Consider the following 22,463-nt stretch of genomic DNA (forward strand, 5'->3'; position numbering starts at 1 on the left):
TTTAAATATAATTTGTTGTTTTACTAGTCACTTAGCTTTCGTCCGGTCATGGATACAAATAAGTCGTCCAGGGTCATTTTTCGGCATTCGAAAGACCGCAGCTCATAATTGGCCCTTAGCTCATGGAGCACATTGGGAATAGCTGATACAATCGACTGCGGCGACCTCGAACGCGGCTTCGCCCGCGTACGCTGCGATCACTGCAAGCACGAGTACCTGTTGGCGTTCTCCTGCAAGGGGCGCTGGTTCTGCCCGTCGTGCCACCTGCCTGCGCCGAAGCGGCTTCGGCAGGCAGGCCAGAAGAAAGTCGAGCTCTTTGGCGCGCTCCTGTCCGAGGCGGTCCTCTTTCCCGTCCCGCACCGGCATTTCACCTTCGGCATCCCGAAGATGCTGCGCCCCTATTTCCGTCACAACCGCGACCTGCTCAAGGACCTGTGCCGTCTGGCGCACGAGTGCCTGCTCGAATACCTGCGCACCACGCTCAATCTAACCGAGGGCCTGCCCGGCATCGTCATGGCGATCCACACCTTCGGCGAATACCTGGACTTCCACCCGCACCTGCACGCACTCGTTGCCGACGGCCTGTTCGTGCGCTCGGGCCTGTTCTATGTCCTGCCCGATGTCAGCCTCAAGCCGCTGGAGGAATTGTTCCGGGCTCGGGTCATCACGTTTCTGGTGGACAAGGGGCTTCTGCCGCCCGAGCGGGCGAACATGCTGCGCGGCTGGGTCCATTCCGGCTTCAACGTGCACCGCAGCCGACGCGTGCTGCCCGACGAGCGTGAGGATCTGGAGCGCCTCGCCCAGTACATCATCCGCAACCCTTTCGCCGTCGAAAAGATACAGGTTGCCGAGCCCAACCCATCCAACCCAGACCTGTCTGCGTGCGGACACGCACAGGCAGACGGCTCGATCATCTACCGCTCCGGGCTCAACCCGAAGATACAGCGCAACTTCGAGGTCTTCAGCCCGTGCGACTTCATAGCGGCCATCACACAACACATCCCCGACAAGAGTTTCCAGCTTGTCCGCTACTACGGGTGGTACAGCAACAAGATGCGCGGCCAGCGCGACAAACAGGCCGCCGAAGAGGCAAAGGCGCCAGGCCAGGCCGTGCAGATCATCGATGTATCCGACCACAAGCCGCGACGCATCCCGTCACCGAAATGGCGCGAACTCATCAAGAAAGTCTGGGAAGCCGATCCGCTGCTGTGTCCGAAATGCCAGAAAGAGATGCGTATCGTTTCTCTGATCGACGACCGGGCGGTGATCGAGCGCATCCTCCGCCACCTGGGCCTCTGGGAACAGGGTGTGCGCGTCCTACCGGCGAGGGCGCCGCCTGAAGTTGCCGACCGGGTCATCGAGCCCTGTTTCGATGACCCATTCCCGGATTACGACACCGAACCGGTGATGATGTACGCGAACGGCTGAGTCATCGCGACAGGTGCGGTGCGTCCCCGAACACCGCCGTATGCGTTTCATCGGGCCGTTTTGCCGTCACGAGGCTGTTCCATCCACGGCTTGATCGCGTTCGCAGCCCGTTTTTGCACCGACTGCACCGACTTGACCGATCCTGCCTCGGTTTGCTAACTTTCCCGACATGAAAACGCTCCTTCAGACCGGTTCCAGCGGGCGGGTGTCCGTGCCGCCTGAAAAGCGATTTCTTATCAATATACAATTCGACCGAAACTTGCCCCGAAAAATTCCTGCTTTGGTTTCACCATTTGCCTTGGGATTACAAAATGAATTCGGGCCGCACACTTTGGGATGAAATGGTATATAAATATTACACTGGCGCCGATTCAGTTGTTTGGATGCAAGAAAAATGGAACAGCGTTGAAAGACACATCGATTTTGAAAGGTTCAACCATGTGAAACAATTGCTCGAAATGCAAAGGCAGGATGCCATTGAATGGCGAAACTCATGCGTTTTGTACTTCCAACAATTCTCAATAATGCCTATTCCTTCGGAATTTGAAAAACCAGAAAAACCGTTGGAATACTACCAAAACAAGAAAAGATTATTTGTGCCGGGTATATAATTCCGGCATAAACCAATAAATAGTTTAGTAGTTTAGAAAATATAAGATGAGTTATTTAGATCAGTTTTTTGGTTTAAGCGGCAAAGTAGCCGTTATAACCGGTGGCGGCGGTGTGCTTGCCTACGAAATAGGAAGCGGCTTATCGCAAGCCGGAGTTAAAATCGTTTTTCTCGATATTAACGAAGAAGCGGCACAAGCAGCAGCGACACGCATAAACGAAAAAGGCGGCGATGCCATTGGGCTAAAAACCAATGTACTCGACCTCGACGCACTGAAAGTTACCCGCGATGAGGTATTGGCCAAATACGGGAAAGTTGACATTCTGCTAAATGCTGCAGGAGGCAACATGCCGGGCGCAACCATCTCGCCTGAGCAAACCGTTTTCGACCTCAACATCAGCGACCTCGACAAAGTTACCAGCCTCAATTTTAATGGTACTGTTTTACCTTCGATGGTTTTTGGCGAAGTAATGGCAAAGCAACAATCGGGCAATATCATCAACTTTTCGTCGATGGCTGCCATGCAGTCGATTACACGTGTACTGGGCTACTCAACTGCAAAAGCAGCTGTTTCGAACTTTACAGCGTGGATGGCCATGGAAATGGCCATGAAATTTGGAGGAACCGTTAGGGTAAATGCCATTGCCCCAGGCTTCTTTATTGGCAACCAAAACCGTGCACTGCTCACCAACCCCGACGGCAGTTATACCGATCGAGGCAATAAGGTAATCAACAAAACCCCTATGGGGCGCTTTGGCGAAGCACGTGAGTTGGTTGGCGCTATTATGTTCCTTGCCAGCGATAGCGCAGCATCGTTTGTTACCGGCATTGTGTTACCTATCGATGGTGGTTTCAGCACTTTCAGCGGTGTTTAGTCTCCCCAACCCCATAGCTTTTGTGCTAAAAGCGACTGGCAAACTACCATTTTAAAACTTTGTACTTTACACAAGCAAAAAAATGAACAATTTTAACAATAATGCAGCTTACTCCTCCCCCTCTGGGGGGGCGGGGAATTATTCTTTCCTTTACTCATGGCGTTGGTTTGGCCCAACCGACCGTATTACATTAAACCAAATACGGCAAACCGGAGCCAGTGGCATTGTAAATGCCTTACACCAAATACCAGTAGGCGATGTATGGACAAAAGAAGCCATTTTGAAACGAAAAAAAATGATCGAAGACGCAGGGCTTACTTGGATTGTTGTTGAAAGTCTGCCTGTTAGCGAAGACATTAAAAAGAAAAGTGGTAATTACCTTCAACATATCGAAAACTACAAACACTCGCTGCGTAACCTTTCGGAATGTGGCATCAAAACGGTTTGCTACAATTTTATGCCTATTTTGGACTGGTCGCGCACCAACCTGAAACATATCTTCGACGACGGAACCTACACTTCGGGTTTTCAATATCATATTTTTGCAGCCTTCGATCTTTTTATACTTCAACGCGAAGGAGCAAAAAATGACTACCCTGAAGAAGTGGTTAAAAAAGCACAAGATTACCTGTATAACCTTCCAAAGGAAAAAGTTAAGGAGCTACAAGACACCATTCTTTATGGTCTTCCAGGATCGATGGAAACATACACCCCCGAAGCATTTAAAGAAATGTTGAAAAGCTACGAGGGCATTGACCGGACGATGTTAAAAGAACATCTAAGCTACTTTTTGAACGAAATTGTACCTGTTGCCGAAGAAGTGGGGATAAAAATGGCTGTACACCCCGATGATCCACCATGGAACCTGCTTGGTTTACCACGAATTGTTAGCACTTGCGACGATTTGAAAGAAATTGTAAATATGATCGACTCACCATCGAACGGTATTACATTATGTACCGGTTCATTAGGCGTTGGACATTTTAACGACCTTACAAAAATTGCTGCCGAATTGGCTCCGCACATCCATTTTGTGCATCTGCGGAATGTTGTTCGCGACAGTAGCCTCAACTTTCAGGAAGAAACATTTTTTGAAGGCGATATCGATATGATTGGTGTTGTAAAAGTTCTGGTAAAAGAAATGCAACACCGCCATGCACAAACCGGCGAACATGTTCAGTTGCCTGTTCGACCTGACCATGGCCACCAAATACTCGACGATGTTGGTAAAGAAAATTACCCGGGATACAGCCTTTACGGCAGGATGAAAAACCTGGCCGAAATAAAAGGCCTTACCATAGGAATAATGAATATGATGAAAGGGTAAGCATAAGCTTACCTTTTCTTTTTTGACAATATTTTCAATAACCCCTTAATAATGTATGATTAAAACTCGATTCATATTTTTGTATATTTGTAAAAAATGACACAAATGGCAACATATACTTTAACAATTGACGAAAAATCAAAAAAAGGGAAAAGCTTACTTAACCTCATAAAAGCAATGAACGAGGTAGTTCATATTGAACCAACAACCATCACGCAAGAATCACAGAGCCCTTACAATCAATCCTTTGTTAAGGAAATTCAGGAATCAAGAAAAAGCAAAGGTAAAGTCATCAAGACTGAAGATTTATGGAAGTAGTTTACAAAGAAAATCGCAAGACAGCACTCCTTTCAGAAGTTGCTGCGCCGACTCCTCCGTGACGAACGCGGGAACGTCAGCATCGTTGTTGCCCTCAGCATGATGACCATCATCTTCTTCGTGGCGCTCGTCTTCGATCTCGGATTCCTCACCTGGGTTCCGTCGAAGATAACAGCTTTTCTTATCAGCTTATCTTTCGGTTTTTCACCTTATGCTTTAGGAGCATGGCGCTGGACAGGAAAGCAGTTGCTCAAGGGTCCTGAATTAAACGGCGACACAGCGGAGCCGGCTATGGCCGCAGGGCTTGGTGTTAGGCTGGGAGGAATGAACTTTTATAAAGGTGTTCCGATTAAGAAAGCGCAGATTGGCGATGAAATCGAGCTGTTATCTATCCGGCATATTTATCAAAGCATCCGGGTGTCGTATGCAAGCGCAATCCTCATGTTGTTGGTTTCGATTTTTATTGCAGGAAGGGATATGATTTTATGAAAGTTGTAGGACTTTGGAGCGGCGGCAAAGACAGTTTTTATGCCTGTCATCTGGCAAGGAAATCCGGTCATGAGATTGTCGCGTTATTCAACTTTGACGAGTTTCAGGATGATCTGGATCAAGGTCCAAATCGTGACTCAGGTTATGTGTATGGCCCCCGGTTGCCGCGTACCGTTTATCTGACGGCTAACGTGGCGTTCTAAGTGATTCATTTGCCTCGCCACCTTCGGGTGGCGGGGATTTCTTTAAATAATAAAATGTGCTTCCGAACTCTTTAGGAAAAAAATGCGAACAAAACAGATACTTCATGCCGGAGCCGGATTTGCTTTTTCTCTGGCGCTCATTGTTCATGCGCAGCCCGCTACGTTAAATTTTGCGCCCATGGAGGAAGCATTGCCTATAAACTTTATCCGTTCACACGAAATTTGCGGCAACAATCCTATCCGTCTGGCGTTATTCCTTCTGATAAAGCCAACTTATTGTGTAACTACTCAGGTAGCCCCACCATGGCGCTACCACTGAAACAATCGTAGTCTACCCCCCCCCGAGCGCAACAGGAAAAAGTCGCGGTTTCTGCTGGACTCGGATCGCGTGGTCTTCTACGCTGCTGACCATGGCACAGGCTATGGTCATTCAGGGGCGGAGAATCACGGACGGCGAGATCGCCTTGATCCGGGATTTGATGGCGAAGAACCAGGACTGGGGCCGTACCCGCCTGAGCGAAGAACTGTGCCGCTGCTGGAACTGGCGCAACGCGCAGGGCCGTATCAAGGACATGGCGGCGCGCTCCCTGCTGTTGAAGCTGGAGCGACGCGGATGCATCGAGTTGCCGGCGCGTCAACGCCCGTCTTCCAATCATTTCCGCAACCGGTGCGTGCCTGCCGTAGAACCTGCCGCCGAACCGATTCGCTCTGACCTGAGCGCATTGCGGCCCCTGTCGGCAGACCTTGTCGCCCCACGTTCGGATAACTCGCAGTTGTTCAAAGGGCTGCTGGGCCGATACCACTACTTGGGCCATCGCAACACGGTGGGCGAGAACCTGCGCTATCTGATCCGCGACCGGCACGGTCGGCTCGTGGCCTGTGCGCTGTTCGGTTCGGCGGCATGGAAATGCGCGGATCGGGATCGTTTCCTCGGCTGGGATCGGGCCTGCCGTGAACGCAATCTCCAGGCATTGACCAACAATACGCGTTTCCTGATCCTGCCCTGGGTCGAAGTCCCGCATCTGGCCAGCCACGTCCTCGGCCTCATTGCCCGGCGCATCCGGGATGACTGGCAGGGCAAGTACGCTCATCCCGTGCATGCCTTGGAAACGTTCGTGGACCGTTCCCGATTCAAAGGCACCTGCTACCGGGCCGCGAACTGGATGCGCCTGGGCGCAACGCAGGGGCGGACCCGCAACGATCGAGACCGCCGCATCCAGGCGCCGGTCAAGGACGTGTATCTGTATCCGCTTATCCCGGAGTTCCGGCGGGAGTTGTGCGCACCCGCCTGCTCCCGAACCGAAGGGAGGGCGGGCAGGTGATGACACGCCAAGAGGCCGAAGCGATCTACGACGCCGGCAAGGAAACCGTCGTGCGGGTACTGTTGATGATGGATGCGCGCATCCGTGCTCTGGAAGAACGCGTTCAGTCTCTTGAGAACCAACTCGCCAAAAACTCGCGCAACAGCAGCAAACCGCCCTCCAGCGACGGCTTCAAGAAACCTGCGCCCAAAAGCCTGCGCAAGAAGGGCAAGCGCAAGTCCGGCGGCCAGCCCGGCCATACCGGCCATACGCTCGCGATGGCCGACAAGCCCGAGCACACCGAAGTGCACCGTGTGAAGGAATGCGAACACTGCGGCCGCTCTCTAGCCGATCAATCCGTCGAGGGCATCGAAAAGCGTCAAGTCCATGACCTGCCACCCCTGCGGCTGATCGTCACCGAGCACCAGGCTGAAACCAAAACCTGCGCTTGCGGCCATCTGAACAAAGCCGCGTTCCCCGAAGGGGTCAACGCTCCCGTGCAATACGGCGAGGGGATCAAGGCTGCGGCCGTGTACCTGAAGAACTATCAGTTCCTGCCCTATGACCGAACCTGCGAACTGCTGAATGACTTCTTCGGCTGCCCGATGAGCGAAGGCACGCTCTGCAATATCATCACCCAATCCCACACGTTGGCCGCCGACCCCGTCGAGAAGATCAAGGAGTTGATCGAGCAGGCCGCCGTGGCACACTTCGACGAGACCGGCTCACGGGTAGACGGCAAGCTGTGGTGGCTGCATTCGGCCTCGACCGCACAGGCAACCTATTATGACATCCATCGCAAACGCGGCCGCGAAGCGATCGATGACATCGGCATCTTGCCCGACTTCCTCGGACGCGCCGTTCACGACTTCTGGAAACCGTACTTCGGCTACGACTGCCTCCATGGCCTCTGCAACGCCCATCACCTGCGGGAACTGATCTTTGCGCATGAGCAGCACCAGCAGGACTGGGCCGACCACATGATCGACTGCCTGCTCGACATCAAAGAGGCCGTCGATCTCGCCAAACAGTCGACCGATCATCTTGACCGGCGGCAGCTACACACCTTCGAAGTCCGCTACCAGCAAATCCTCGATGAAGGCTATGCCCAGAATCCGCTGCCGCCGTTGCCGCGCAACGCGAAGAAGCGACGGGGCCGCCGCAAGAAAACCAAAGCACGCAACCTGCTCGAACGGCTCGACGAGCACCGCGACGAAGCGCTCGCGTTCATGTACGACTTCAATGTGCCCTTCGACAACAATCAGGCCGAGCGCGATCTACGCATGATGAAGGTGCAGCAGAAAATCTCGGGCATGTTCCGAACCGAGGATGGCGCCAAAGCCTTCTGCCGCATTCGAAGCTACATCTCAACCGCCCGCAAGAATGCCGTCGGCGCGATGGATGCGCTGACCCGCCTGTTCAGCGGAAACCCCTTCGTTCCGGCGCTCAATACCTCGTAGCCTCTGCCGCGGATGAACGGACCTCGCCGATCCTACTCGCACTCGCCCCCTCGCAAATCCAGGCGGAGCCATCCCGACTTGCCGCCATCGTCTCGATCCCGTATAGCCCATCTGGAATCGGCTAACGATAACGGGCGACGAGAACGGCTCACGAGTTGGAAGCGCCTATCGTCGACCGCTCTCGTCGCCCGTTATCGTCAACCGTCCTCTGGGAGAGGGGTACCTGAGTAGTCACAAGCGCTTTTAACGCACGCTTACTCATTCTCTTTGAACCGCTTACGGGGGTCAGACCCAGACCCCGCATCACTGGGATCCCGCTCACGGGCGGCAAGCCCGCTCGTTCTCGTGGGAAGGCAGGCAAGCCCCGCGCTCTTGAATGGGCCGCTCCGTCTCGGGCTTCTACAGAGCTTCGAACGATGAGGTCATCCGCCCCTGACCCGAGCCCGCAAAAAACTGGGACCGCCGAGCGCCTCGCGCGCATCGGGACAAGCCCGCATTCGCGTTTGAATGGGTGGGGCCAGGGCGAACCCGAGTGTTTTCTGGGCCGCTGTCGCGCGTTTGATGAGGCAGCCATGAGACGAGCCGGACAGACGCCGATCCCGACGCTCACGCGTCATCTATCGGCCGAGCCTGACTCCATCCCTACGGAGCCCGCATGGTTGTTTGGTCGGAAGACCCGCCAACCGAATTCAAGTCGGAACCCGTCATTCGGAGTCAGAAGAGACGGAGAACAGAAAATCCGCTACGGAGGCGTTTTTGTGTTGCCCACCGCCGGGCTTAATGGTTGTTCGCATCTCAGTTTTCCGCGTCTTCCATATCTTGCGCCACAGGGTTTTTGTCACCCTGCACCACCAGGAATGTGACGTCGTCACCTTCCTTCAGTCGGCAAAGTAGTGGATTCATTGAAAGGTATCAGTCAACCTCCCCTGTGAGAATCTCTACCATCTGCGCCCCGTTCGTTATCGGCGGCAGGCATTGGAACTTACGGCAGACATAGGCGGCCGCTTTACCATCTACGGGACTGTACGCTGAAACGTGATCCGGAAGCGGCTCGTCGGTGGAAGCCCCGCCGACGGGTCTCAGCATCGCGACCTTGTTTGGAATGAACCTCTGTCGGAGACCCGCGACCAAGGCTTTCGTGTCCGGGGCAGCCGGGTCTCCGGCGATGACGACTTCGAACGTCGGTCCAGTCGCGAAATCCAGAGCGCACATTAACATGGTGTGTGCAGACGGCTGTTCCACGGAACCGGAGAATGCGCGTCCAAGTGCCGCGGCATGTGCTTCGTACTCCGGTTCGCCCGTAAGGCGGCCGAGTCGCAACATGTTCAGCATGCAAACGGAATTTCCTGACGGAATTGCGCCGTCGTAGATCTCCTTACGTCGTGCGAGCAGTTTCTCGGCGTCGTTGGCCGTGAAGAAGAATCCACCCGACTCCTTGTCCAGGAAATGCTCGACCTGGACTGCGTGCAGATCCTGAGCTTCCCGCAGCCATCCAGGGTCAAAGGTTGCCTCGTACAGTTCCAGCAGACCCCAGACCAGGAAAGCGTAGTCGTCGAGATGACCTCCGATTGCTGCCTCCCCTTTCCGAAACCTGTGCAGTAGCCGACCGTCTGTCCGCATCTCGTTCAGGATGAAGTGGGCACACTGTCGGGCGGCCTCAGTGTAGTGCTGATCCTCGAATGCGCTCCCCGCCTTGGCGAGTGCGGCCATCACAAGCCCGTTCCAGTCGGTCATGATCTTGTCATCCCGCAACGGCTGGACGCGTTTCTCCCGGGCCTCTAAGAGCTTGGTGCGGGAGCTTTCAAGTCGTTGCCGGAGCTCCTGCTCCGTCTGTTGAGTGTGGCCGGCGATCCGGGCCAGTGGCAGCCGCAGATGAAGAATGCTGGCGCCGGTGCGATGTCCGGAGATCTCGTCGGTGAAGTTCCCACCCGCCTGTACGTTGTACACGTCCGCCACAAAGGCGGACTCCCGGGCGCCGAGCACGCTCTCCAGTTCCGCCAGGGTCCAGACGTAGAACTTCCCTTCTTCTCCCTCGCTGTCCGCGTCTTCGGCCGAGTAAAAGCCACCCGCAGGATCCGTCATGTCGCGCAGGACGTAGGTCAGGATCTCCCGGGCCGTCGTTTCGTACTCGCTCTTACCTGTAGCCTGCCACGCCTCCGTATAGGCCATGACGAGCAGGGCCTGGTCGTAGAGCATTTTCTCGAAATGTGGAACCAGCCATTCGCGGTCGGTTGAGTAGCGATGGAAGCCAAAGCCGATATGATCCCATATTCCGCCGCGACGCATGGCTTGTAGTGTCTCCTCGACCATCCGCAATGCCTGTTCTTCACCGGTGCGGTGCCAATGCCGCAGAAGAAACATCAGGTTGTGCGGAGCGGGGAATTTGGGAGCGCGGCCGAACCCACCGTATTCGGTATCGAAGCGGGAAACAAAAGACTGGAATGCCACCGACAACTGTGCGGTCTCCAGGTCCTCCCCGGGTTCGGGCTGTCCTATTCGCTGAAGGCCGGTCGTTATTTCGTCGGCCGATGCACCCAGTTTCTGGCGTTGTGAGGACCAGGCGTCGCTCAGTCGCGGTACCAATTCCAGCATTCCTATGCGCCCGAACCGGCCCTCGCGCGGGAAATAGGTTCCGGCGAAGAACGGCTTCTTGTCGGGAGTCATTACGACGGTCAATGGCCATCCTCCGGAGCCCGTGAGCATCTGGCAGACGGTCATGTATACGCCGTCGATGTCCGGCCTTTCCTCGCGATCTACCTTGATGCAGATGAAGGCCTTGTTCATGAGGTCAGCCACCTCGGCGTTCTCGAACGACTCGTGCTCCATGACGTGGCACCAGTGGCACGTGGCGTACCCGATCGACAGGAAAACCGGCTTGTCTTCCGAATGCGCCTTCGCGAACGCTTCCTCTCCCCATGGATACCAGTCAACCGGGTTGCGGGCGTGCTGAAGGAGGTAGGGACTATGCTCGTGGATGAGGCGGTTGAATCCCTGTCCTCCGTCAGGAGGGAGCGCCGCGCGCTCCTCGGGAGTTGGCAGTGTCCGCGTACCGTCATGTCTCGGGGTCGTCATGTCTGATCCATTGGTTTCAGTATCTTCGTCAGGGGTTCTTTCAGAGCAACCCGACCCGCACCCCAGCACAGGAGCAACAGCACCGATATCGCCACCCGGCTTGTTGGCGACTCTCTCACTGATCCGCTTGTTTCCGCTTTCCGACAGGCGCAATGTAGATGGTGAACTCTTCCTCTCCGTCGACTCCCAGGAGTTGGTCGCACGCGTGTTGGTCATACGCGGCGATGGCACAGGTTCCGGCACCCAGGCTCACGCAAGCTAGGTAGAGGTTCTGGCAGACGTGCCCGGCATCGAGAGCGATCACCTTGTGGGCTGCCAGGCCGTAGCGCCATTCCATGCGTGCAGGAACAGCTGTCCAGAAGAACGTCACGGCGGCATTTGCGACGAAGCCTTGGTTCAGGCAAGAGGATGCTGCGCTGCGACCGATCTGCGGGTCGGAAGCCAGTTGTGCCAATTGGCCGTCGAAGGGTAAATAGCGGTAAATGCCGGGAGTCAGGCCTTCAACCCGATCCACCGCCAAGTAGGTTTCGAAGGCATGTCTCGAGCCCGCGGAGGGCACGACACGCAATGCGCACTCCGGGCTCAACACCGTTCGGACGCCTTGTGTCGCCCACAGGAGGGCGGCCAGTTCCTCGAGCGTCAGAACGTCAGATGAGTACTTGCGCACGCTTTCTCGGCGGAGGATGGCTTCGCCCATCGACAGGCAGCTCAACCGAGCCAATGCCGTTGCCCCGTCCGGCACATCGATGCGCGTCGCATCCGGAGGGCAAGGCTTTTGTAGAGGCGGGGCAGGCAAGCGCTGGTTCTGGTCCGTACGAGAGAAATCGATCTCTAGCCGAATGGAGTCCTTGAGAAAGGTTCGGTTTGCTGTGAAACGGTCGTTCGACATGCGGTCAATACCTCTCTATGGCAACCCATCCTACGGGCACGTTACAGTGTTACGCCTCACCGGACTTGGACGCAAGGCGGCGGGTGAGGCAGCGGGTCTGATAACCCTTTCTAATTCTTCATTTAAACAGAAATTCGCGCTTAAAACTCCGTTTTTGGGGCCATAACTGACCCCCTAAGACAAAACAAGCGATTTCAACGCACGCTTACTCATTCTCTTTGAACCGCTTACGGGGGTCAGACCCCGCCTCTCCCGTACCGTCATGTCTCGGGGTCGTCATGTCTGATCCATTGGTTTCAGTATCTTCGTCAGGGGTTCTTTCAGAGCAACCCGACCCGCACCCCAGCACAGGAGCAACAGCACCGATATCGCCACCCGGCTTGTTGGCGACTCTCTCACTGATCCGCTTGTTTCCGCTTTCCGACAGGCGCAATGTAGATGGTGAACTCTTCCTCTCCGTCGACTCCCAGGAGTTAGTCGCACGCGTGTTGGTCATACGCGGCGATGGCACAGGTTCCGGCACCCAGGCTCACGCAAGCTAGGTAGAGGTTCTGGCAGACGTGCCCGGCATCGAGAGCGATCACCTTGTGGGCTGCCAGGCCGTAGCGCCATTCCATGCGTGCAGGAACAGCTGTCCAGAAGAACGTCACGGCGGCATTTGCGACGAAGCCTTGGTTCAGGCAAGAGGATGCTGCGCTGCGACCGATCTGCGGGTCGGAAGCCAGTTGTGCCAATTGGCCGTCGAAGGGTAAATAGCGGTAAATGCCGGGAGTCAGGCCTTCAACCCGATCCACCGCCAAGTAGGTTTCGAAGGCATGTCTCGAGCCCGCGGAGGGCACGACACGCAATGCGCACTCCGGGCTCAACACCGTTCGGACGCCTTGTGTCGCCCACAGGAGGGCGGCCAGTTCCTCGAGCGTCAGAACGTCAGATGAGTACTTGCGCACGCTTTCTCGGCGGAGGATGGCTTCGCCCATCGACAGGCAGCTCAACCGAGCCAATGCCGTTGCCCCGTCCGGCACATCGATGCGCGTCGCATCCGGAGGGCAAGGCTTTTGTAGAGGCGGGGCAGGCAAGCGCTGGTTCTGGTCCGTACGAGAGAAATCGATCTCTAGCCGAATGGAGTCCTTGAGAAAGGTTCGGTTTGCTGTGAAACGGTCGTTCGACATGCGGTCAATACCTCTCTATGGCAACCCATCCTACGGGCACGTTACAGTGTTACGCCTCACCGGACTTGGACGCAAGGCGGCGGGTGAGGCAGCGGGTCTGATAACCCTTTCTAATTCTTCATTTAAACAGAAATTCGCGCTTAAAACTCCGTTTTTGGGGCCATAACTGACCCCCTAAGACAAAACAAGCGATTTCAACGCACGCTTACTCATTCTCTTTGAACCGCTTACGGGGGTCAGACCCCGCCTCAAATAATTGACCTCCAATGGCCGATCAGATACGTTTAGTCCTTCTGCGATAGGTGAAGCAAGAAGCTGTAATTGACCTCCAATGGCCGATCAGATACGTTGATCAGCACCAACGTGCCGGAAGGTGCAAGCTGTAATTGACCTCCAATGGCCGATCAGATACGTTACGGGATCGGTCACGCCCCGCCGATAATGCGCTGTAATTGACCTCCAATGGCCGATCAGATACGTTCACGTTTCCATAACGTCGCTGTATCAGCGAGCTGTAATTGACCTCCAATGGCCGATCAGATACGTTGAACACGGGCGACCGGAACACGGGCAACTGGCTGTAATTGACCTCCAATGGCCGATCAGATACGTTTCATACGATCCATGCCAGTTGTGCCGGGACGCTGTAATTGACCTCCAATGGCCGATCAGATACGTTTTGCAAGGGTCATGGCACCGCGAACCAATGCTGTAATTGACCTCCAATGGCCGATCAGATACGTTGAGTCGTTTGAGTACGTGATGGAGCACCTGCTGTAATTGACCTCCAATGGCCGATCAGATACGTTTGCAAACGGTGTGAGCGACGCGACGCCAAGGCTGTAATTGACCTCCAATGGCCGATCAGATACGTTAAAAAAGTTGCGTTCGGGGGTTGACTTACCGCTGTAATTGACCTCCAATGGCCGATCAGATACGTTCTCTGCTTCGACAACATTGAGCAGCCCTTTGCTGTAATTGACCTCCAATGGCCGATCAGATACGTTCTTCCCTCCGGTTTTGCCGTGCTTCTAGGGGCTGTAATTGACCTCCAATGGTTGATCAGATACGTTCTGACAGGCTCCGACTCGTCAACGACAACTACATGGCCCCGTCGGCGACAACTACACTTCCCCATGTTGACGGGGCTGGTGGGCCCCGGGTTTCCGGGGTTTGAGGGCGATGGGCCGATAGGCCCGAGCCTTCCCCCTCCCACCCCGCAGGGGCACCCCCCATGGGGGGTGCGCGATTCTCACAATTGCGATTTTCATCGTTTTCGATTCCGTTCGCCCGCCTTCCGGGCGCGGTAACTTTCGCCGTTGAGTTCCAGGATAGTGGAATGATGCACCACCCGATCAATGGCCGCCGCAGTAGTCATCGGGTCCTTGAAGATCTTGTCCCACTCACTGAAGACCAAGTTGGATGAGATCATCAGGCTGCGCCGCTCGTATCTCTCGGACAGGAAGGTGAACAACACCTCCATTTCCTCACGGCTCTGCTGCACGTAACCGATGTCATCGAGGATGACCACCTCGAAGCGGTCGAGCTTCTTCAGCAGCGCTTCGATCGCCAAGTCGCGCTTGGCGGTGAGTAGCTTCTGCACCAGGTGGAACGCCGTGGTAAACAACACCGTCGTGCCGTGTCGCAGCACCAGTTCGCGCCCGATCGCGGTCAGCAGATGCGTCTTGCCGCGGCCGGGTAAGCCGAACGCCAGGACGTTCTCGGCCCGTTCGACGAAACCGCCGTCCACCAGCGCCGGGATCTGACGCTGCACCTTGGTCGGAAGCAGCTTCAGGTTCAGCGTGTCCAGCGACTTGCCGTCGGGCAGGCCGGAGCGTTTCAGCAGCCGCTGCGTGCGCCGTTCGCCCCGCGCATGCAGTTCGCTCTCCATCACCGCGGCCAGGTAGCGCTCGTACGTCCACTGTTCCTGCGTGGCCTCCGCAGCCAGTCGCTCGTATTCGTTCAACACGTCCGGCAACCGGAGGGCACGCAATGTCATGGCCAGAGAGGCGGGCGTGGTCATGCGCACACCTCCTCCGGCGCCAGCAGTTCGTCATAGGCGGCCAGATCCACCGGCAACGGCGCATGCTCCGACAACGTCGGCATCGGACGCGGACACGCCGAAAGCACCACGTCCAGGCGCGGGATCTCCCCGCGGTCGCGCAAGCCGCACAGTGCCGCTTCCACCTCACATTCCATCGTGGTGGCCGCGTGCTTGAGGATCTGCAGGTATTCCCGTTCCGCAGTCCGATCGTTGACCGCCGCGCACAGTGTCTCGTACGCCCACTGGAACGCGGAGGACGGAAACAGGTCAGCACGGAACCGGTAGTTCCGGAACGCCCCGGGCTTGCGCACCAATGAACCGATCACATGGCGATAGTTGATGTGGTGCGCGTGTTCATCCCGCAGCCATGGCGCAGTGAGCTGGCGCACGCCCCCGTAGAACACCTCGATGTGTTCCGCGTAGCGATGCACCGTCACCGTGTACCCGATCAGCCGGCTGGGTACCGAGTAGATCCGGCGCTTCACGTTGATAGTGCCCCAACTGCGTACAACGCACCGATACTCCGTGTATTCCGGCAGCCGGTCCACGTCGAGCGCCCGCATGTGTTTGAACTCTTCGGCCAGGCGGACGCGCCGCGTCTCGTTCACCCGCTGAAGCACGCCATGAAGGAACTGCTCATACGCCGCCCGGCTGGCGAAGTCCCGCGACCCGCGCAACAACAGGTGTTGCTCGATCCGACGCTTCAGGGCGCCGTTCAGCGACTCCACATCCCCGTTCTCATGGGGACTGTCCACTTGGATCAGACGGGGAACCATCTCGAAGTGATCCATCAGCTCCAGGTAGGCGCGGTTGTACGCCCGCGGTTCTCCGCTGGCCTCCGCCGGCCGGTGGGTCGCTGCGCTCGAATGATCCATCCAGTGCTCCGCCGGCACACGGCCCAGCCGCGTCAGCGCGTTCTGAATCCCCGTACGCAGCGCCACCAGGCTTTCGCTATGGCAGATGCTGGCCCATTCCCAGTTCGAGTAGGTCAGCACGTTGTGACACAACTGGTGGTCGAACGGTTCCCCGGCGATCGTGATCCCCAGCCGGTCCATGTGCGTGAAGTCTGTGGACATCCGCACGCCCGGCCGGTGCTCCTGCGCGAAGTACACCTCCTGCTCGGGCCCCGAAAGCGCTCGCCATTCACGTACCCGCCGCTGAAACGTCCGCAGTTGACCCTCCTGATACTTACCCGCCCGCTCCCGGCACAGCCACTCGAACACCGTCTTGGCCTCCAGCTCCGGGCAGCCCTCGAACATCAGTCGGCACTCTTCCCAGTCCTCCGCGAACGGGTCCTCCCGGGTACGCCACCTGCGCTCAACCGGCATCTCTGAGGGCAGTTTCCCGCACCTCAGGTACTTCTGCGCCGTCTTACGGTCCAGATCGGCCCGCAACGCAGCCTTGGACACGTTCCCTGTCCTTTCGTATTCTTCCATCAGCTTCCTCACTTTCCGGTCCGGGGTGACCATCGGCCCTCCTTTCTTTCCAAAAAGAGAGCCTCCAGCACCCCCGGTTAGTGGGGAAGTCTAATTGTCGTCACTGGGGAAGTGTAATTGTCGCTGCGCACTCCGACAGTTCCGACAGGCTCGCTGTAATTGACCTCCAATGGCCGATCAGATACGTTCGACCCTACCAAGGCCACCATGGGTGAGTGCTGTAATTGACCTCCAATGGCCGATCAGATACGTTCAATATATATATATACTGACAACTCCGACAGCTGTAATTGACCTCCAATGGCCGATCAGATACGTTGAGGAGTTGACGACGTGACCGTGAGTGATTGCTGTAATTGACCTCCAATGGCCGATCAGATACGTTGGTATGTATGGCATAGGCGATTGCATTTATGCTGTAATTGACCTCCAATGGCCGATCAGATACGTTAGATCGGCTCGTCCATGACGCGGCGTGTGAGCTGTAATTGACCTCCAATGGCCGATCAGATACGTTGGGTACCGGGTTTTTTGTTGCGGAGGATGAGCTGTAATTGACCTCCAATGGCCGATCAGATACGTTGAGCGTAGCCGGGGACAAGTCGCACAGTCCGCTGTAATTGACCTCCAATGGCCGATCAGATACGTTAAACGGAGGAACAGAGATGAGTATCACAATGCTGTAATTGACCTCCAATGGCCGATCAGATACGTTCAACGCCGAGGAATCTGACATCGGTCGGGGCTGTAATTGACCTCCAATGGCCGATCAGATACGTTTTGGCGATGGCGGCGCGTTTCAGGTGCCACGCTGTAATTGACCTCCAATGGCCGATCAGATACGTTCAAGTCAAATCGGTGGTGGCTGACAAGTCGCTGTAATTGACCTCCAATGGCCGATCAGATACGTTGGACTATGGTGACGGATGGATTATGTACGCGCTGTAATTGACCTCCAATGGCCGATCAGATACGTTGAACCGCTTGTGCACGCCTACCGGCAAGTCGCTGTAATTGACCTCCAATGGCCGATCAGATACGTTTGTAGGGCGTTGCAGTGAGTCCAACACATGGCTGTAATTGACCTCCAATGGCCGATCAGATACGTTAGCCCGACCGTCACGGGTACAAGTGCGGCCGCTGTAATTGACCTCCAATGGCCGATCAGATACGTTACGGCAACAGCGACGGAATGCGCTGGAACGGCTGTAATTGACCTCCAATGGCCGATCAGATACGTTGGAAGCCCCTTTAAGTTGTTGAGCTTAAAGGGGTTTTTCTATGATAAGATTGCTATAAAAACTCAAGCTGTGCAGGGGCGGGTTCGGTTTTTTCGCGTTTTTTCCCGCAGTAGACCTCCATTTTTCCGAATTGTTTGTCGGTTAACGAAAGGATGCGGATTTGTCCTTCATCCGGAAGATGCGAACTGATTCTCTTGCGGTGAACTTTTGCCACGTCTTCACTGGCGCAATAACGGGCATAGACCGAGTATTGCAACATACAAAAACCGTCTTTCAGCAGAAGGATGCGAAAGCGCGTGGCTTTTTGACGTTGCCGTTTGGTAACAACCGGCAAGTCAAAAAGTGCGATCATCCACACGCCGCGATATTCCGATAGGTTCAGACGCCTTCTTCTCTTTCAAGGAACATCGGCAAAAGAAGTTTTTTCTGTCTGCCCTGGAAAACATCGATCAGAGAGTTTGCAGATATGGTTGCGAGATCAAAAAGAGTTCGAAATTCTCCTTTGAATCGATACCGTTCCAACAGCGGTCTGATCAGCTCGCCCTTGGTTTCAGGTGTTAATTCCGGCGGTGCTTGGCCGAAGCTTTTAACGATCGTTTCGGCGGCCCGGTCCACAATGGGTCGGAACGGTTCCATCAAGTCGTCCGCCAGACAAAAACTGTTTTGCCGATTGTGATGGAAAATCCCCAGAGCCGGATAAAGCCCCGCTCCGCAAATACCTCGGCTGATTATTGCGCGAAGGACGGCGTATCCATAGTTGAGCAGGTTATTGGGAGGCTCACCGTACCGGTTACGGTGAAACGGGCGGCCGAAAAGATGTCGCCAATATATTTTGGCGGCGCGCGCTTCCCGGTTGTCGGAATCGCCGGAGCGGACTTCTTTCTGAAGGCGGTCAAGGCCGTAGTCCCTGTTGTGCAGCTTTTTCAGAAGGGTGGACTGTTCGCGGATTTTTGCGCAGACAATCTGTTTCCACAGTTGTTTCTTTGCAGGCTGGGATGCCCCCGCTTGTATTGCTGCCCGTTCCGCCTGAAGTGAGTGCCCGCCCAGGGGTAGACACATGCCGGAAGGCTGGTGTTTGTCATCACATACAATCAGTCCCGCTCCGTGTTTTGACAGACCGGTTAAAACAGGGTGCGTGTAGGTGGTTTGAGCGTTTGAAACAACCAGAATGGCGATGTCTTCCAGAGGAACCGTTTTTTCTTTGTCTTGACCCCGCTGCCGGATAACCAGCTGTTCATGGCGGATACTCAATGACGTTCCCTCTTTCGAGACATCTAGAATCCGGTTAGTCATTGGCTCTCCGTATTAGACCGGTCGGTGTGATGACGATTTTTTGGAGGTTGCTTGCGAATAAAGCTGAATCTGATTTTACCGTTATGGTTTCTTTATAGGGTATGTCGGCAGCTTTGCGTGCATCGTTATGTTTGCGGAATACATACTCTACGGTATTTGGAGTTTTTGACATTTTTTGAACAACAGCAGTTTCTCGCCCTCCGTTCCAGTCCAGTTGGACCGCTTCGCCGATGGATAGGGAGAATTTCAAGGGGTTGCCGTTCTGATCCTGCCGGACGATGACCGGTCGTTTTTCTTTTACCCGCTGCCGGGTGTCAAACAAGGAGATTACTTCGCATTTCCAAGTAGGGTTGCCTTTTTTGTCGATTACTTCAAAAATTTCCAAATGATGGTTGCCACCCAGTTTGACATGGCGGTTTTCTGCAATCTTAACCGGTTTTGCATCCTGATAAACCCGAACTTTATGAATGAAGCGCTTGTTGCCGTTTTTATCGATTATAAAGGGATGGTTGTTTCGGTCTTTGAATGCGGTTTTGGGCGGCTGGTCCAGATCTTTGAGCTTTTGCTCAATGAGTTTGCGGATTGAAGAATCGACGATCTCGGCTCTTTTAATCTCTTTGTCGGTCAGTTCGTGCAGCGGCTTTCTGAGTACGGTGCGGGTGTCGCCCGTTTTCCGGTCTTTAATGAGGCCGTAGAATGTTTCTTTGTGCAGCTGTCCGTTGGCTTTGCGGCATACTTTATGTGACACCGTAATTGAGTTGATTGCCTGCTCAACATCCTGCCGGAACGTTTCCCAAGGCAAAGGCATGTCAGAAAAAGCGTATCGCCGATGTTCAGGGGCCCGCTGATTGGCATCGCTTAACGCTTTGACCGTTTGCGGCGTGGTCAGCGCAACGACGACAGCATCTACCGCATGGTGCCGATGGTCATCACGGCTTTTGGTGCCGCCGTCTGACAGAATTCGGTTTAAGTCCCATGCATCGCGCAGATATTTGGTTGTTCCACCTTTTGCAATCTGAATGTGTTTGCGCCACTCTGAGCCGTATAGTTTACCCAGATATTCTCCAGCCAGCCGGGAGGCATAACGGGTGTCGTTGAGTTGAGATGTAGAGAATTCCTCAATAAAATCGGCTCTGGAATCGGTTTCGCGCGTATTGAAACGATCCAGCTTGATTTCTTTGTAATCGCCAGTGAAGCGTTTGACCCGACAGACCATTTCTTCGTGTTCCGTCTCGGATGCCGATTCATACGGCGTTTTGTTTCCCTTCACATTGCGGTTATAGTTCACATCACAAAGCGTTTTGTTTGAAAACGAGTTATCAAACGACCTGCTGAACGGGATGATGTGCTCAATATCGAATTGCGGGGCGTCGCCAAGCAACGTATTCATGCAGATGCGTTTGCCGGTATACGGACATTCCCAATTGCATTCTTCCGCTAGCAACACTTTTTCAATTTCGTGACGGCGGGGCGCAGGATTTCCGGTTTCTTCCAGAATTTTTTTTGCCGCCTCTTTGCGCTGGCGTTCACGTACGCGCATTCTGTCCCATGATTTCTCGCGGTTTTTAGCGGTTTGTTTCATGTCGCGGGCAAGTTCAATACGGATTTTGTCTGATTTCCCGTATTCCTTGATGATGGCGTTTACAACCCTGCGAAGTTCAGAAAGGGTTCGCTGGACAATCGGATTACGCAGATTTTCCAGTGGAGGCAGGGTGTCTGTACGCGGAAGATTCTTCTGATAATCCGGATAAGCCGCTTGAACGGCTTCCATGAGGGCATGCCCCCGTTCCAGCAGAGGCAGCAGTTTTTCGAGTGCTTTTCGTGAAAACCCGCAATATCCGTCTTCAAGTTCAGTCTCGCTGAACATTTCAGCCGTTACACTGTCCAGACCCCATGTTTTTTTCATGCGTCGAATGAGGGCATCTGTGTCGCCGATGGTCAGACGGTCCTCAACAATTTGATTTTTCTGTTCAGAAGAAAAATGATCCCAGGCCTCCCCGAACAGGTTGCCGAGAGCGGCTGCGGTATTATTCCCTTGAATGGTTTTTTCGCCGCCGCGTTCCAGGTTAAATTTGGTTCCTCTCAGATTCAGTACCTTGCGCAACGTTGTGAACTTCTGGTTGCCACGGCTGCGGAGCAGGGCAAGTGCCTGCTTTCGCTCTTCGTCTGTTAATAGGCGCTCGTCTCCGGTGGAAGAAACCACTCTCAAATGGTTGAGCGATTGAAGCAGGCGGAATTCCTGCGCCATAAGCAGCGCAAAGGGAGCACGTTTCCGACCGGGTTCCAGCTCGCATTGCCCGAGCAGATGCGCCTGCGATTTGAGCGGGCGCTGATAAAACAGGGCCTCTTTGACACGTTTGTAAAGGTCATCGGTCAACACATGAGGGTAGAAGCTTTGCTGTTTTTCCCAAATGAGGTCGAATTCGGAGGTATACCATTCCCTTAATGTGTAGTTGGTGCGGATTCTCTGCTCGTGCGGGTCAAGATGGCTTAGGTATTCGCCCCACGTCCGGGCTCCTTTTTGCTCCATATCTTCTGCAAAAGCCTTTGTCGCATCTTTCAGTTTGCCGCGGTCATCATCTTTCTTGAGTATTTTGCTGTTTGAAAGGAACCCCCTGCGATGAGCAAACTGATAAATGCATAGGCCGATCTCCTTAAGATCTATTTGTTCATCCAGTGCTTTCGCACGAAGACGATAAGGATTTCTGGCAAGCAGCATTTTCCATTCGGCATCTTTATGATCGGGTTTGTTGGCCGGAAGCATTCCAGCCTCTTGAAGGATGCGGCGCACTTTAAGAATTCTGCGTTTGCGCCGGTCATGCAGGCGGCGACGTTGCCGGGCATTTCGTCGTTCTGTATTCAGCGGGGTGCCCCGGCCATACGCATCAATTTCCAGACCGGCTTCAAAGATGCGAACTCCTTGCGCGAGCAGCCCATCAGGTTTTCCCTTGTTTAATCGGACGCATGCCCAGCCAATTGAATTGGTTCCGAGGTCCAGACCAAGAACATATGACGAATCACTCATGACATATCCTATATTTTCGAGTTGACCTCGTATCATAGCAAAGATATACAGACTGTCAACGTATCTGATCGGCTATTGATTTTGCTTAATTACAGCAAGGACTTTAGTCCGGAAGGTAAAGGCCTGCGGGCCTCCATGACGCCCTCTTCATCGAAGGGGGCGTCTTATTTTCCGGCCGGCATCAATCGGTCCTTTGGGGATAAGCAGTCTTTTCGCTGTGCTGATTCACAGTTATTTTGGTTCTTTCGCCAACCTTCTGGGCACGGAGCTGTTTCAGGGTGGG

At 54.7% G+C, this 22,463-nt stretch carries 18 protein-coding genes and 2 CRISPR repeat arrays; of the genes, 9 read left to right on the forward strand and 9 right to left on the reverse strand.

What is annotated here, in order from left to right; all coding sequences use genetic code 11:
• Positions 1-132: 132 nt before the first annotated feature.
• The 7 genes from L21SP4_RS09770 to L21SP4_RS12970 all read left to right on the forward strand — a co-directional run bounded on the left by L21SP4_RS09770 (position 133) and on the right by L21SP4_RS12970 (position 5,250).
• Complete coding sequence (locus tag L21SP4_RS09770) at positions 133-1,428, forward strand: IS91 family transposase (RefSeq protein ID WP_052882484.1); 1,296 nt, start codon at positions 133-135, stop codon at positions 1,426-1,428.
• Between the two features lie 239 nt (positions 1,429-1,667).
• Positions 1,668-2,039, forward strand: a complete 372-nt coding sequence (locus L21SP4_RS12495; protein WP_256381206.1) for a hypothetical protein — start codon at positions 1,668-1,670, stop codon at positions 2,037-2,039.
• 46 nt (positions 2,040-2,085) lie between these two features.
• Positions 2,086-2,913 carry an SDR family oxidoreductase gene (locus L21SP4_RS09775; RefSeq protein WP_052882485.1) on the forward strand — a complete coding sequence of 276 codons (828 nt, stop codon included), beginning with the start codon at positions 2,086-2,088 and terminating at the stop codon, positions 2,911-2,913.
• An 82-nt stretch (positions 2,914-2,995) separates the two neighbouring features.
• Positions 2,996-4,240, forward strand: coding sequence for a mannonate dehydratase (gene uxuA / locus L21SP4_RS12500; RefSeq protein ID WP_082116679.1), 1,245 nt, complete (start codon positions 2,996-2,998; stop codon positions 4,238-4,240).
• A gap of 105 nt (positions 4,241-4,345) precedes the next feature.
• Positions 4,346-4,558, forward strand: coding sequence for a DUF2683 family protein (locus L21SP4_RS12965; RefSeq protein ID WP_144413829.1), 213 nt, complete (start codon positions 4,346-4,348; stop codon positions 4,556-4,558).
• Positions 4,559-4,657: 99 nt separating this feature from the next.
• On the forward strand, positions 4,658-5,047 hold the full coding sequence (locus L21SP4_RS09785; protein WP_052882487.1) for a cobalamin biosynthesis protein: 390 nt from the start codon (positions 4,658-4,660) through the stop codon (positions 5,045-5,047).
• The gene (locus tag L21SP4_RS12970; protein WP_144413831.1) at positions 5,044-5,250 is read left to right on the forward strand and encodes a hypothetical protein; all 207 of its coding nucleotides are present in this window, start codon (positions 5,044-5,046) and stop codon (positions 5,248-5,250) included. The genes L21SP4_RS09785 and L21SP4_RS12970 overlap by 4 nt, the downstream gene beginning before the upstream one ends.
• A 144-nt stretch (positions 5,251-5,394) precedes the next feature.
• Here the strand turns inward: L21SP4_RS12970 and L21SP4_RS13535 are convergent, their stop codons facing one another.
• Complete coding sequence (locus L21SP4_RS13535; RefSeq protein ID WP_417999899.1) at positions 5,395-5,514, reverse strand: ASKHA domain-containing protein; 120 nt, start codon at positions 5,512-5,514, stop codon at positions 5,395-5,397.
• Positions 5,515-5,660: 146 nt separating this feature from the next.
• Here L21SP4_RS13535 and L21SP4_RS09790 point away from each other — a divergent pair, with 146 nt between their 5' ends.
• Both L21SP4_RS09790 and tnpC read left to right on the forward strand, forming a co-directional pair.
• Complete coding sequence (locus L21SP4_RS09790) at positions 5,661-6,572, forward strand: Druantia anti-phage system protein DruA (protein ID WP_201774603.1); 912 nt, start codon at positions 5,661-5,663, stop codon at positions 6,570-6,572.
• On the forward strand, positions 6,572-8,011 hold the full coding sequence (gene tnpC, locus L21SP4_RS09795; protein WP_074041585.1) for an IS66 family transposase: 1,440 nt from the start codon (positions 6,572-6,574) through the stop codon (positions 8,009-8,011). Before L21SP4_RS09790 ends, tnpC begins: the two co-directional genes overlap by 1 nt.
• 912 nt (positions 8,012-8,923) lie before the next feature.
• On the opposite strand, the gene L21SP4_RS09800 is transcribed toward tnpC, so the two are convergent.
• The 8 genes from L21SP4_RS09800 to cas9 form a co-directional block, all read right to left on the reverse strand.
• Complete coding sequence (locus L21SP4_RS09800) at positions 8,924-11,083, reverse strand: thioredoxin domain-containing protein (RefSeq protein WP_082116680.1); 2,160 nt, start codon at positions 11,081-11,083, stop codon at positions 8,924-8,926.
• A 115-nt stretch (positions 11,084-11,198) separates the two neighbouring features.
• Entirely contained in the window at positions 11,199-11,972 is a 774-nt protein-coding gene (locus L21SP4_RS09805; protein ID WP_052882489.1) for a SagB/ThcOx family dehydrogenase, read from the reverse strand.
• 473 nt (positions 11,973-12,445) lie between these two features.
• Positions 12,446-13,141: a SagB/ThcOx family dehydrogenase gene (locus L21SP4_RS09810; protein ID WP_082116681.1), complete on the reverse strand. Its 696-nt coding sequence runs from the start codon at positions 13,139-13,141 to the stop codon at positions 12,446-12,448.
• A gap of 249 nt (positions 13,142-13,390) precedes the next feature.
• Positions 13,391-14,214: a CRISPR direct-repeat array (repeat unit 36 nt; unit sequence GCTGTAATTGACCTCCAATGGCCGATCAGATACGTT).
• A gap of 194 nt (positions 14,215-14,408) precedes the next feature.
• Positions 14,409-15,164, reverse strand: a complete 756-nt coding sequence (gene istB, locus L21SP4_RS09815; protein ID WP_052881065.1) for an IS21-like element helper ATPase IstB — start codon at positions 15,162-15,164, stop codon at positions 14,409-14,411.
• Positions 15,161-16,621: an IS21 family transposase gene (gene istA / locus L21SP4_RS09820; protein ID WP_160300627.1), complete on the reverse strand. Its 1,461-nt coding sequence runs from the start codon at positions 16,619-16,621 to the stop codon at positions 15,161-15,163. Before istA ends, istB begins: the two co-directional genes overlap by 4 nt.
• 152 nt (positions 16,622-16,773) lie before the next feature.
• Positions 16,774-17,862: a CRISPR direct-repeat array (repeat unit 36 nt; unit sequence GCTGTAATTGACCTCCAATGGCCGATCAGATACGTT).
• Between the two features lie 52 nt (positions 17,863-17,914).
• Positions 17,915-18,214, reverse strand: coding sequence for a CRISPR-associated endonuclease Cas2 (cas2, locus tag L21SP4_RS12505; RefSeq protein ID WP_074041457.1), 300 nt, complete (start codon positions 18,212-18,214; stop codon positions 17,915-17,917).
• A gap of 26 nt (positions 18,215-18,240) precedes the next feature.
• A complete protein-coding gene (gene cas1 / locus L21SP4_RS09825; protein WP_052882490.1) occupies positions 18,241-19,155 on the reverse strand; it encodes a type II CRISPR-associated endonuclease Cas1 in 915 nt (304 codons plus the stop codon).
• Positions 19,148-22,180 (reverse strand): type II CRISPR RNA-guided endonuclease Cas9, encoded by a 3,033-nt coding sequence (cas9, locus tag L21SP4_RS09830; RefSeq protein WP_160300798.1) that lies wholly within the window; start codon positions 22,178-22,180, stop codon positions 19,148-19,150. Before cas9 ends, cas1 begins: the two co-directional genes overlap by 8 nt.
• Positions 22,181-22,463 lie beyond the last annotated feature (283 nt).

This window comes from Kiritimatiella glycovorans (assembly GCF_001017655.1).
Classification (GTDB): domain Bacteria; phylum Verrucomicrobiota; class Kiritimatiellia; order Kiritimatiellales; family Kiritimatiellaceae; genus Kiritimatiella; species Kiritimatiella glycovorans.